General features: G+C 66.7%; 9 protein-coding genes. 6 read left to right on the plus strand and 3 right to left on the minus strand.

Going from position 1 to position 12,361, the window contains the following annotated elements; genetic code table 11:
- The 5 genes from ACFC4D_RS36895 to ACFC4D_RS36915 form a co-directional block, all read left to right on the plus strand.
- A partial coding sequence (locus ACFC4D_RS36895) for a condensation domain-containing protein (RefSeq protein ID WP_376070419.1) occupies positions 1-3,123 on the plus strand: 3,123 nt, incomplete at its 5' end.
- Between the two features lie 60 nt (positions 3,124-3,183).
- Positions 3,184-3,387 (plus strand): MbtH family protein, encoded by a 204-nt coding sequence (locus ACFC4D_RS36900; protein ID WP_376070422.1) that lies wholly within the window; start codon positions 3,184-3,186, stop codon positions 3,385-3,387.
- Positions 3,388-3,433: 46 nt separating this feature from the next.
- Positions 3,434-3,718, plus strand: coding sequence for an acyl carrier protein (locus ACFC4D_RS36905; RefSeq protein WP_376070425.1), 285 nt, complete (start codon positions 3,434-3,436; stop codon positions 3,716-3,718).
- Complete coding sequence (locus ACFC4D_RS36910; RefSeq protein WP_376070428.1) at positions 3,715-5,337, plus strand: AMP-binding protein; 1,623 nt, start codon at positions 3,715-3,717, stop codon at positions 5,335-5,337. Before ACFC4D_RS36905 ends, ACFC4D_RS36910 begins: the two co-directional genes overlap by 4 nt.
- A 37-nt stretch (positions 5,338-5,374) precedes the next feature.
- The gene (locus ACFC4D_RS36915; protein ID WP_376070430.1) at positions 5,375-6,529 is read left to right on the plus strand and encodes an acyl-CoA dehydrogenase family protein; all 1,155 of its coding nucleotides are present in this window, start codon (positions 5,375-5,377) and stop codon (positions 6,527-6,529) included.
- Between the two features lie 126 nt (positions 6,530-6,655).
- On the opposite strand, the gene ACFC4D_RS36920 is transcribed toward ACFC4D_RS36915, so the two are convergent.
- Genes ACFC4D_RS36920 through ACFC4D_RS36930 form a run of 3 tightly spaced genes read right to left on the minus strand, consistent with a single transcriptional unit; the run spans position 6,656 to position 10,909 of the window.
- Positions 6,656-9,373, minus strand: a complete 2,718-nt coding sequence (locus ACFC4D_RS36920) for a non-ribosomal peptide synthetase (RefSeq protein ID WP_376070432.1) — start codon at positions 9,371-9,373, stop codon at positions 6,656-6,658.
- Between the two features lie 26 nt (positions 9,374-9,399).
- The gene (locus ACFC4D_RS36925) at positions 9,400-10,221 is read right to left on the minus strand and encodes an SDR family oxidoreductase (RefSeq protein WP_376070435.1); all 822 of its coding nucleotides are present in this window, start codon (positions 10,219-10,221) and stop codon (positions 9,400-9,402) included.
- Positions 10,214-10,909 carry a thioesterase II family protein gene (locus tag ACFC4D_RS36930; protein ID WP_376070438.1) on the minus strand — a complete coding sequence of 232 codons (696 nt, stop codon included), beginning with the start codon at positions 10,907-10,909 and terminating at the stop codon, positions 10,214-10,216. The genes ACFC4D_RS36925 and ACFC4D_RS36930 overlap by 8 nt, the downstream gene beginning before the upstream one ends.
- A gap of 295 nt (positions 10,910-11,204) precedes the next feature.
- Here ACFC4D_RS36930 and ACFC4D_RS36935 point away from each other — a divergent pair, with 295 nt between their 5' ends.
- The gene (locus tag ACFC4D_RS36935; protein ID WP_376070766.1) at positions 11,205-12,203 is read left to right on the plus strand and encodes an alpha/beta hydrolase; all 999 of its coding nucleotides are present in this window, start codon (positions 11,205-11,207) and stop codon (positions 12,201-12,203) included.
- Positions 12,204-12,361 lie beyond the last annotated feature (158 nt).

Consider the following 12,361-nt stretch of genomic DNA (forward strand, 5'->3'; position numbering starts at 1 on the left):
ACGGGTGATTTGGTGCGCTGGAATGATTCCGGTGCCCTGGAGTATCTGGGTCGTGGCGATGATCAGGTGAAGATTCGTGGGTTCCGGATCGAACTGGGCGAAATCGAAGCCGCGCTGTCGGAATGCGACGGGGTCGCACAGGCGGCTGTCGCCGTCCGGGGCGCGGGCGCGGATACCCGCAAGCTCGTCGGATACGTGGTGGCCCAGCCGAATGCCGCAGTCGACGGTTCCCGATTGCGTGCCGAAGTCGCGAACCGCTTGCCCTCGCACCTGGTGCCCGCGCTGGTGCTGGTGCTGGATCGACTGCCATCGACCCCGAACGGCAAGGTGGACCGCCGGGCACTGCCCGATCCGGATTTCGCCGCACTGGCCTCCGATCGTGGCCCGCGCGATGCGCGCGAACAGATGCTGTGTGGATTGTTCGCCGAGATACTGGGCTTGGATCTCGTCGGAATCGACGACTCCTTCTTCGATCTCGGCGGGCATTCGCTGCTCGGGACGCGCCTGATCAGCCGAGTGAAAGCCATTCTCGGAGTGCAGCTCTCCATTCGCGATCTCTTCGAGGCGCCGACGGTGGAACTGCTGGTCGAGCGCGCCCTGACCACCGGCCCGGGAGTGGTGCGTCCGCCGGTGCTGCCGATCGCGCGACCCGCGGTGTTGCCGCTGTCCTTCGGCCAGGCCCGGCTGTGGTTCCTCAACCGCTTCGAAAGCGGTTCCGCGGCTTACAATATGCCCTTCATCCTGCGTCTGAGCGGTGCACTGGACGCGGCGGTGCTCGAACGCGCCGTACTGGACGTGCTGCTCCGACATGAGTCGCTGCGGACCGTATTCCCCGAAATCGATGGTGTGCCCCGGCAGGTGATTCTGGACCCGGCGGCTGTGGCCGCGCGCTGGAATATCCTGTCCCGCACCGTGACCGCCGACGACGCGGCGGCGACGGTCGGCGAGTTCGTCGATCGAGGGTTCGACGTGACGAGCGAATTGCCTTTGCGCGTAGCGGCTTTCGATATCGACTCGGCCGCCGATCCGGTCGATGCGACCGGACAGCGGGAGTTCCTGCTGGTTACGGTCTTGCACCATATCGCCGCGGACGGCTGGTCCCTGGCCCCGTTCGCCCGGGACGTGAGCACCGCGGTTGCCGCTCGGGCGGGCGGTGCCGCCCCCGACTGGGCCGAATTGCCCGTGCAGTACGCCGATTTCACGCTCTGGCAGCAGGGTGTGCTCGGCTCGGAACACGATCCGAGCAGCGAGCTGGCCCGGCAGCTCGGCTATTGGAAGCGCGCGCTGGCGGGGCTGCCGGAGGAGACGGTGCTGCCCGTCGACCGGATCCGCCCCGCGATCGCGTCGTATCGGGGCGGCATCGCGCCGATCGCACTGTCCGCACAGACGCACCGGGCCATGTCCGCCTTGGCCCGGGCGCGCGGCGCGACCGTGTTCATGGTGCTGCACGCGGCGCTGTCGGTGTTGCTGTCCAAGCTGGGCGCGGGCGCCGATATCGCCGTCGGAACCCCGATCGCCGGACGGGGTGACGCCGCGCTCGACGATCTGGTCGGCTTCTTCCTCAACACCCTGGTGCTGCGCACCGACCTGTCCGATGATCCGACCTTCGATGAGCTGGTGGACCGGGTGCGGACGGTGGACCTGGCCGCCTACGAGCATCAGGATGTGCCGTTCGAACTGCTGGTGGAGGCGCTCAATCCGGGGCGTGCGCTGAACCGCCACCCGCTGTTCCAGGTGATGCTGGTGCTGCAGAACAACACTCGGCCCGAGCTCGCGCTGCCCGGTGTGCGGATCGAGGTGGAAACGACCCGGACCGCGACCACGAAATTCGATCTGGAATTCGATCTCACCGAACGCTACGGCGACGATCGCTCGGGTCAGGGCATAGTCGGCGAACTCCGGTACGCGGCCGATCTGTTCGACGCCGCTACCGCGGCGGCACTGGTGGATCGTTTGATACTGGTACTGGAAACGCTTGCGGCGCAACCGGAACAGCGGCTCTCGGAGCTGACGGTCGACTGGGAACACGTCGGCCCGCAGGCCGAGCACGCGCCCGAGCAGGCGTCCGCGCCCGCCGTCACCGCCGATCCCGAGCTCGTCGCGCGGCTCGTCCGGATCGTTTCCGAGGTGCTGGGCGTGCCCGAGGTGTCTCCGCACGACATGTTCTTCGAACTCGGTGGCACCTCGATGAAGGCGATCGCGGTGAGCGAACTCGTGCGCACGACGATCGACTCGTCATTCGAATTGCGCACCCTGTTCGAGGCGCCGACGGTCGCCGCGCTCGCGCTGCGGCTGACACCCGATATCGACACCGCGGACGCCGCGGGCGATTTGCGGCTCTTCGAGCGGATCGTCCGGCTCGGCGGCAGCGGGCCGCACAAGGTCTTCTGCATCTATCCGAACAGCGGATTCGCCTGGTGCTACGGCAATCTGCACAGGTATGTGCCCGCCGGGGTCGAGATCCTGGGCCTGCAGGCTGATTTCACCGGCCGGTCCGATGCGCATGATCTTCGCGCGCTCGCGGCGGATGCGGTGCGCGACCTACTCGCCGTCGAGGGCTCGGGTGCGTACCAATTGGTGGGCTGGTCCTTCGGCGCCGTGCTCGGTCACGAAATCGCCCGGCAATTGGAGGAATTGGGCCACCGGGTGCTGCCGCCGATTCTGCTGGACGGGTATCCGGGCCGGGCATTCGGTGCGGACGAGCGCGCGGCCGCCGATATCGATGACGCGACGTTCTATCGAGGTTTCGCCGCCGCTCTCGGCCTCGGCGACGCGACGCCGACACCCGCCGGAATGGACGACCTCGCCATGTCCGAACTGGTGAATCGGGAGACCCCGTGGCGCCTGCGGCCCGAACAGGTCCGGGCCATTCGCGATGTGTCCACCCGCAATCCACGACTGCTGCACGCGCACGAGCCCGCGAAGATCGACGCCGACCTGGTCGTCTTCACGGCCCGAGAGCGGGCCGAACCCGTCGATCCACTGGTGTGGCAGGCCCATACGGGTGCGAATGTGCTGGTAGTGCCGGTCCCGGGCGGGCACGACGATATGTGCGCGGACGAGGTCCTGCGACAGGTGGGCGAGCGCATCACCCGGCAGCTGCCCGGCGATATCGACGACTGACCGCCCGCGCCCGATGCGCGTGGCCAGATGGACGACCGAAAACCGATGAAGGTAGGGGAAATGAGCAATCCGTTCGACAGCGAGGGCCAGTTCTTCGTCTTGACCAATGCCGAGGATCAGCACTCGCTGTGGCCGGCGTTCGCGGAGATCCCGGACGGTTGGACGACCGTCTTCGGCGCGGACGAACGCCAGGCGTGCCTGGACTACATCGAGCGGAACTGGACCGATATGCGGCCACGGACCTTGCGCGAAGCCATGGGTTGAACCAGCCACGATCGTCAGTCCCACCATCGACCGAAAGAACAAACAAGTGTCGCAAGATATCGATATCCACGACGAGCTCGTCAAAGTCGTCCGCGAGGATCTCGCCTCGGACATCGTCGACATCGACGAATCATCCCGCCTGATCGACGATCTGGGTCTCGACTCGGTGGCGTTCGCCATTGCCATCGTCGCCATCGAGGAGCGCATGGGTGTGCGGCTCTCCGAGCGTGAGCTGCTGGAGTGCCGCACCGTCGGCGATATCGCCGCGCTGGTGCGCACGCACCGCGAAGCGCTCGCGGCATCGACCGCCGAAACCGGGAGCCGATCATGACGCCGGTCACCACCGCCGTGGAAAATGTGCTGATCAGCGCTGTCGAAGAGCGGTTGAACGGTAGCGGTGAGCTGCGCATCCTCGATAAACGGACCGGAGCGTGGAGTGCGCGCCCCTGGGCGGATCTGTATGAGCGTTCCGTGGCGATCGCGGCCCGGCTGCAATCCACACGGCAGCACGAGACCCAAACCGTAGCCGTTATCGGTGAGCCGAATTTCGAGACCCTCGCCGCGATCTGCGGTGCCTGGCTGGCGGGGCACGGGCTCACCGTGCTCCCCGGGCCGAATCGTTTCGCCAGCAGCGAATCGTGGGCCGCCAAGACCCTGGCACAGTTCGAAACCCTCGGTGTCGCCGATGTTTTCGGCTACGGCACCGCGCTCGCCGCGCTGGACCAGCAGCTGGTGGCACAGGCCGGCACCGGCGTGCGGCTGGCCGACCCGGAGCAGGTCGCGACGTGGGGGAGCGCACCCTCGGACTTCAGGTCCACCCCGGCGCACCCGGACGCGCACGCGCTGTATCAGGGCACCGCCGGATCCACGGGGACGTCGAAGACCGTCGCGCTCTCGGCATCGGCGGTGCTGCACCATCTGCTGGCGGTGGTACAGCGCCAGCAATTCGATCGCGGCCGGGACATCCTGTGCAGTTGGCTGCCGCTGTACCACGATATGGGCCTGACCATGGCGCTGGGCGGTCTGGTCACCGGCGCGGACACCTGGCTCGCGCCCACCTCCGCCTTCGCGCAGGGACCGTTCGACTGGCTCACCTGGCTCACGGAGAGCAAGGCCACCATTACCGCCGCACCCAATTTCGCGTACGCGCTGCTGGGCCGCTATGCCCGGGTGGCGAAGGAGGGTGATCTGAGCGCGCTGCGTATGGCGGTCAACGGGGCCGAACCCATCGATGTCGACGCGACCGGGCAATTCTGTTCCGAGCTCGGCAAATTCGGCTTCGATCGGGGCGCGATGGCCGCGTCCTACGGGCTTGCCGAGGCCACCTGCGGCATTACGATGCCGGTGCCGGGCACGGGATTGCGGTTCGATCTGCTCCCCGCCACCGCGACTACGCCGGAGCGCAAGTTGGCGCTGCTCGGCCCCGCGTTCGACGGCGTGGAAATGCGCATCGGCACGCCCGAGCACACCACCGATCTGGCGGGCCTGCGTGCGGTCGGCGAGATCGAATTCCGTTCGCTCGCACAGATGACCGGATATCTCGGCGATCAGCCGGTCGGCCCGGATGAGTGGATCAAGACGGGCGATCTCGGCTATCTCGTCGACGATCAGCTCGTGGTCTGCGGTCGCAGCAAGGAACTGATCACCATCGCGGGCCGCAATATCTTCCCGCAGGATGTCGAGCGGGCTGTCGACGGAGTCGAGGGTGTGCGCCCGGGAGGCATTGTCGCGCTGAGTGTCAGCGGTGGCCGGGTGCGCTCGGACCGGCTGGTGATCGTGGCCGAATTCCAGGGTGCTGACGAGGCGGCCGCACGCGGTGAGATCTCCGATCGGGTGGCCGCGGAATGCGGAATCGTCCCCGCCACCGTCGATTTCGTCGAACCGGGATCGCTGCCGAAGACGACCTCGGGCAAGTTGCGCCGCGTCGAGGTCGCCGGGCGCTACCGCTGACCACACACTGATGAGCAAAGGTGGGTTCGATCCCGTAATGCTGGAACCGAAACAGGACGACGACTTCGGCCGCCTCCTCGACGAGGTCTTCGACGCCGACTTCCAGGCTGTCACCGACGCCGCCGAGAAGACCGGCCGATTTCCCCGGGAATTGATCGAACGTCTCGGCAGCGCAGGCATTTTCGCGAGTAAATGGCAGACGCAGCGTCCCGATGTCGCCAAGCTGGTCATGCTGTCGGAACGTTTGGGAGGCGTCGGGTCGGCGAGTATCGCGGTCGGGGTGAGCCTGCACGATTCGGCGATCGCGGTGTTGCGCAGGTTCGGTCGATCGGACTATCTGCGCGATATCGCCGACCGTGCCGTCGCGGGTACCGCGGTGGTCTGTCTGGGCGCCTCCGAGGCCCGCGGTGGTTCGGATCTGCAGAACGCGGATTCGATCGCGATCAGGACCGAGAATGGTTATCGACTGCGCGGCGCCAAGAAATTCGTCTCGCTCAGCACCATCGCCGATGTGATCATTCTGGTGGTCCGGGTGGTCCCCGAGGACGGTGCTGCCGCCTCCGGTGGCGAGGTCGCGCTCTTCGCGGTCGAAGCCGATCGGGTCGAGATCGGCGAGCCATACGCCAAGCTCGGTGCGCACTGTCTCGAGACCGCCCCGATCGAATTCGACGTCGAGGTCACCGAGGACGCCATGATCGCCAGGCCCGGAACAGGTTTGGCGATTCTCAGCTGGGGTCTGGCGAATGAGCGACTCTCGGTCGCCGGGCAGGTGGTCGGCGCCTGCGATCTCGCGCTCGGGGTGACCGTCGCGGAGATGATGCGCCGAACCCAGTTCGGCAAGCAGTTGTTCGAACACCAGGCCTTGCGGCTACGCCTGGCGGACCTGCGATCCCGGGTGGACGTGCTGCGCTATGCCCTGCTCGGGCTGGCCGCCGCCGGGGAGACGCCGACCATTCGGACCGCCTCGGCCTTCAAGGTGACCGCGGCTCGGCTCGGCGAAGAGGTGATCTCCGAATGCCTGCACATTTTCGGCGGCACCGGATATCTGACCGGGGTCGCACCGGTCGAGAAGTGGTGGCGCGATATGAAACTCGCGCGTACCGGCGGTGGCACCGACGAGGTGCTGTGGGAATTGGTGGCGGCGGGCATGCGCCCGGATTACGACAATCACGACCGCCTGGTCAAGGCCTAGGGAACGGGAGCGTGCCGCCGGCCGATCAGGCCGGCGAGTTCGCCAACCAGAGGATGGCCGCCTTGGCGAAGAACAATAGGTAGTTGATCATGGCGAGGGCTACCCCGCCGAGGCTCATGGTGTTGGTCATGCCGTCTCCTCGAGAGCTGTGCGCAGATCTTTGAACACCGGGCGCTGATACAGCAGGCTCAGGGGCATCGTGACCCCGTTGCCGCTCAGCTCGGTGCTCAGGTGGATGGCCGCGAGAGAATTCCCGCCGGACAGGAAGAAATTGTCGTCATCGTGCGGTTCGACGCCGAGTATCGAACTCCACACCCGCCCCAGGATCGATTGCGCCCCGGCTGATTCCGCGGCGGGCTCGGCGGTGCGGGCGATCGAGAGCGGACCGGTGTTCGGGTCCGGCAGTCGACCGAGATCGACCTTCCCGTTGGTGGTCAATGGAATCGCGTCCACGGTCGTATACGACGCCGGTCGCATGTACACGGGCAGGACGCGTTCCACCGCACCCCGCAATTCGGACAGGTCCACTCCGGCGCCGACCACATAGGCATCGAGCCGGGCAGTGCCGAATCGGCCACCGGCCCTGTTGCACACCACGATCGCGTCCCGGACACCGGGCTGGCGCGCGATGCTGTTCCGGATCTCGTCCAATTCGATGCGGTAGCCGTTGATCTTGATCTGGTGGTCTATCCGGCCGAGATGTTCCAGCGTGCCGTCCGCCCGGACCCGGCCCAGATCACCGCTGCGATACCACCTCCGGCCGTCCGGTCCCGCGACGAACTTGCGCGCCGTCAGGGCGGGATTGCCCGTGTAGTACAGCGCCAGACCGCTTCCGGCGACGAAGATCTCACCCGGGAATCCCACCGGCGCGGGGCGCAGATCGGGGCCGAGCACGGCCGTATCCCATCCCGCGATGGCGCGACCGACGGATCGCGGTGCGCACAGTGCGGTGTGCTTGGACACCGATTGCACCGTGACGTGCACGGTGGTCTCGGTGATGCCGTACATGTTCACCAGTCGGCAACGGCTCGCGGGATAGCGGTCCAGCCAGGCGGAACTGCTGGTCGCCTGCAGGGCGTCGCCGCCCAGCACCACCAGCCGGACCGTATCCAGCGCTGCCGCCGCGGCGTCGGCACTCACCAGGTGCGCGAAGGCGGGCGGCGTTTGACTCAGCACCGTGACCCCGTGCTGGCGCAGCAGCGCGTGGAAGCGTTGCGGATCACGTGCCAGTGACTTGGGCACCACGGCCACGGTGCCGCCGGTGACCAGCGCGCCCCAGATTTCCCACACCGAGAAATCGAAAGCGGGAGAATGGAACGCGCTCCATACGTCCTCAGCCGAGAGGGCGAATTCGGTTGTCAGCGCATCGAACAGCGCGAGCGCGCTCCGATGCGCGATCACCGTGCCCTTGGGGCGGCCGGTGGTGCCCGAGGTGTAGATCGCGTAGGCGGCCCCCTGCCCCGGCAATGCCTTCGGCAAGGCGGTCGCGGTCGACTGCCGCGCCGTCAGGGTCGAGATATCAACTGCTCGTACGGAATCGGGCAGGCCGGCGAGCAGCTCCGCTTCGACCACGGCTACCCGTGCTCCGGAATCCTCGATGATGTACCGCAGCCGGTCGACCGGGAATTCGATATCGACCGGGACATAGGCGGCTCCGCATTTCCAGATCGCCATCATGGTCGCGAAGGTGCGCGCGGACGTCGCCGCCGCGATGACCACGAAATCACCCGGCCGCACACCGAGTTCCAGCAGGCCCGCCGCAATGCGCTCGGACCGCGCATCGAGTTCCCCGAACGATACGGCGCCGGACTCATCTCGGACCGCGACGGCCGCGGGCCGGGCGGCGGCGTGCGCGGCGATCCGCTGTTCGAGCCGTTCTCCCGGCCCCGATATGGGCTCGCCGATCGGAGCGACCGCCGGCACCGCGGGGGAGAAGTGGATATCGGAAATCGGCAGATCCAAACCGGCAGCGTTGATCTGCGCGCACACGCGGGCCAGCACATCGGCTATGTCGTCGACGAACTCCATCGCATCGGCGTCGCCCGCACTCAGCAGTATCCGGGCGGCGTGCGGATCGGTGGTCGGATGGATGGCGATATCGAAATCGTGCGGCGCCGCCGGACCGGGCAGGAACGCTCCCGGCACCGTGCGGAAATCGATGATGCGCACCGACCGCAGTCCGCTGTCCGAACCGTCCGCAGGGGTGCTGTCCGGGGTCAGGGCGTCGAGCCGGGACACCAGATCCTTGATCGACCCGCGCAGCTCCACATCGCACGCGGCGGTGCCCGCCTGCGAGTTCAGCCGGGCCCGGTATGCGGGCGACTCGAGCAGGGCGTCGAATGCCGCCAGGTCGACCCGTATCGCCGGGGTATCCAGGAAGCGGGTCAGCACCAGTACGACCGCGGCGGCTATCTCCTCGGCCCGGTGCCCGGGACCGAGATCGATCTCCCGGATGGCCATCCGGGCCGCACGCGCCGGGGTGAGGCCCGGGATGGGGTGTGCGCCGCGCCGGACGAGATCGGTGAGCAGCGGCCGGAAATCGCTGTCCGCCAGCACCACCACATCGGTGACGGCATCGGAGTACTCGGTGCACGTCACCCGGGCGCGGGTGCGGCCGACCAGCGGATGCGCCAGCTGCTGCCGCACGATGCCGCCCGCACGCGCCGATGTGGAAGCGAAAGGTAAACGCTCGTACCAGATTCCGAGCCTCTCGGGATCACCGCCGAGCGCCGTGCGGATCAGCTCGGAGAGTTCACCGGTGCCGCCGGTGGGCGTGCCGAGACGAACCGCGAACCCCGCCGGATGGGGGCGGGCGGAATCGGCGCTGGCAGGGCAGGAATTCATGTCTGAGCTTTCCTCGAGAGCCGGAATTACCGAGAGGTGAAGCCGCCGTCGACGGTCACGACCGCCCCGACCACACTGCGACTCCGGCCCGAAGCCAGCCAGGCGACGGTTTCGGCGATATCCGCCGCGTCGACAAGGGCATTGGAGGGCTGATCGCGAAGGAACAGTTGTTCGTGATCACCGTTCAACTCGAGTGCGTTCGCGACCTCGCGCAGCATGGTGCCCTCGAGTTCGGGTGCGTCGCGGACCGAACCGGGGCAGACGGCGTTCACGCGAATGCCGTGCGGGGCCAGGTCCAATGCCGCGGCCTTGGTCAGTCCGACCAGGCCGTGCTTGGACGCCACGTATCCGGCGAAGTGCCGGTAACCCACCAGACCCGCGGTGGAGGCGATATTGATGATGCTGCCCGATCCCTGCGGCTTCATGATGCGGGCGGCAGCGGACAGGATCCGGAAGGGGCCGGTGAGATTGATGTCGAGCATGGTCGACCAATCCTGCGCCGAGATCTCGTCCACGCTACGGCCCGAAGGACTCACGATGCCTGCGCAATTGACGGCCGCGTCCAAACGGCCGAAGCGCGCCAACGTGATCCGCATGACCTCGTCGACGTCCTGCTCGTTCCGCACATCGCCGCTGAAGATCTCGGTGTTCGCACCGGCCTCCGAGCACAATCGCCGGGTGTGCTCGAGCTGGCTGCGCGAACCAAGCGCATAGGGCACCTCCGCGGTGTTCGCGCCGATGTCCATCAACACCAGTGACATACCCTCCTCGGCCAGCCGCAGCGCGCAGGCCCGGCCGATCCCGCGGGCCGCCCCGGTGATCAGCGCGACCGAATCGCCGTCAGCCACCGTGCGAGACGCGGGCCGTGGCGGCGATGAATTCCAGGGTTTCGTCGAGCTGGTCGGCCAGGTACATGTGGCCGCCGGGGCGGGTCTCGAGAATGAAAGCGGCGGTGGTCGCCGCCCGCCAGCCGAGCATGTCGGGTTCGGTGACCAGATGGTCGTCCGCGCCGCGCAGCGCGGTTACCGGGACGTCCAGGACGGCGTCGGGGTGCGCCCGGTAGGACTCGTGCATCCGTACATCGCCCCGCAACACCGGAAGAATGATCTGCCGCATCTCCGGATGGGCCAGCGCGGGATGGGTGTATCCGGCGAAAGTCTCGATCTGGGCGATGAATTCGTCCTCGTCGAGATCGGAGGCGCGCTCGGCGCGCGGATGCCACGGATCGGGCGACCCGCTCACGAAGACATGATCGACCATCGCGCCGAGCAGCTGTGCGGTCTCGAAGGCCAGAATCGCGCCGAAGCTGTGGCCGAGGATCATTACCCGGCTGTCCGAATCGTGCGCTTCCCGAATGCGTGCCGCGATGTCGACCGCTGCCGCTCGGACATCGGTGTACATCGGCTCGCCGAATCGCTCTTCACGCCCGGGTAATTGGATCGGCAGCAGCTCGAGCCCCTCGAGAGATTTCGCGTTTCGAAAGAACGAAGCGCCGGAGCCAGCGAACGGCAGGCACACAAGCTGGTGGGTCGACACTATGAGATAGTCCCATATCGGTGAGTTTTGGTCTGTCGCAGTAATTCTCGAAGACGCTCTCGGCTCGCGCGGGATCGGTTTCACCCGGATCGGTATTCGCTGTGATCTGTCGTGATAGTGGGACCGAATCGTCGGCGGGGTGAGCCATCTCACTCTCGCTTCGTACTCGTCACGATCTGGTATCCGAGCGCGTTTCCACGGTGGCCGGCTCCGAATACGCGCCTATAGAGAAGCCGGAGCGTGTGCACTCCGGTTGCGGTCAACGGTGATCGGCGGAAGGCGAGCGATGCGGTTGATGTGGGTACGCGGAACGAAGTCGGCGTGGCGCGGGGGGATTCGGCGGGCCGTTGCCGTCGGGCTGGCGGCGCTGGCGCTGGCCTCGGGCTCGGTGCTGACCGTTGGCGCCGGACCCGCGGTGGCGGCGTTCGACCCGGCCGGACAGGATTTCTGGGTCGATTCGAGCATGGGCCCGATCAAGAGCCGGATATTCCGCGCGCAGGACGGCAATACGAACCGGGTGGTGTACGCGTTGGACGGCCTGCGGGCCCGGAACGATCTCTCCGGTTGGGAGGTGGAGACCGATATCTCCCGTGTTCTCCCGGCGTGGAACATCAATGTGGTGATGCCGGTGGGCGGCCAGTCCAGTTTCTATTCCGACTGGATGGCGCCGAGCAATACCAATGGTCAGCCCCAGCCCTACGCGTGGGAAACCTTTCTCACCCGGGATCTGCGCAATGCCCTGAGCGCCCGGCTCGGCTTCGCCCCGAACGGCAACGGTGTGTTCGGACTGTCCATGGGTGGCAGTGCCGCCCTGGTGCTGGCGGCCTATCATCCCGATCAATTCCGGTATGCCGCTTCGTATTCGGGATACCTGAATATTTCGGCCCCCGGTATGCGCGAGGCACTGCGGCTGGCGTTGCTGGACGCCGGCGGCTACAACATCGACTCCATGTGGGGTCCGCCATGGAGCGAATTGTGGCTCCGCAATGATCCTTTCGTATTCGCACCACTGCTGCGTGCCAACGGCACCCGGCTCTGGATCTCGACCGGCAACGGCGCGCCCGGTGCGCGGGACGCGGTGCGATCGCCACTCGATGCGTACAACCTCACGAATGCGGCCGGGCTGGAAGCCGTCGCACTGGCCAATACCCGCGCATTTCAGATGCGCCTGGACTCGCTCGGGCCCTGCAACGCGGTATTCGACTACACCTCCGAGGGTGTGCACAACTGGCCGTACTGGCAGGATCAGGTTTTCAAGATGCTGCCAGATCTCAGTGCGAATCTCGGTGGTTGACAACGGGTTTATTCCCGAACTGTTGCCCGGCCTGTCCAGATTGGCTATTGTCCACCAGGACCAATCTGACCGAAATCGTTGCTGGAGTCACTGTTTCGCGCGGAGGCCGAAGTTGGGGCGGCGCCGCTATGGCAGAGCGTGACCGGCTGCGTAGTAGC

This window comes from Nocardia sp. NPDC056000, assembly GCF_042269265.1.
Taxonomy (GTDB): Bacteria; Actinomycetota; Actinomycetes; order Mycobacteriales; family Mycobacteriaceae; genus Nocardia.

Bases quoted from the DNA above. Each gene is read 5' to 3' on its own strand.
- ACFC4D_RS36900 (WP_376070422.1), top strand. From the start codon at position 3,184: ATGAGCAATCCGTTCGACAGCGAGGGCCAGTTCTTCGTCTTGACCAAT.
- ACFC4D_RS36910 (WP_376070428.1), top strand. From the start codon at position 3,715: ATGACGCCGGTCACCACCGCCGTGGAAAATGTGCTGATCAGCGCTGTC.
- ACFC4D_RS36915 (WP_376070430.1), top strand. From the start codon at position 5,375: ATGCTGGAACCGAAACAGGACGACGACTTCGGCCGCCTCCTCGACGAG.
- ACFC4D_RS36920 (WP_376070432.1), bottom strand. From the start codon at position 9,373: ATGAATTCCTGCCCTGCCAGCGCCGATTCCGCCCGCCCCCATCCGGCG.
- ACFC4D_RS36935 (WP_376070766.1), top strand. From the start codon at position 11,205: ATGTGGGTACGCGGAACGAAGTCGGCGTGGCGCGGGGGGATTCGGCGG.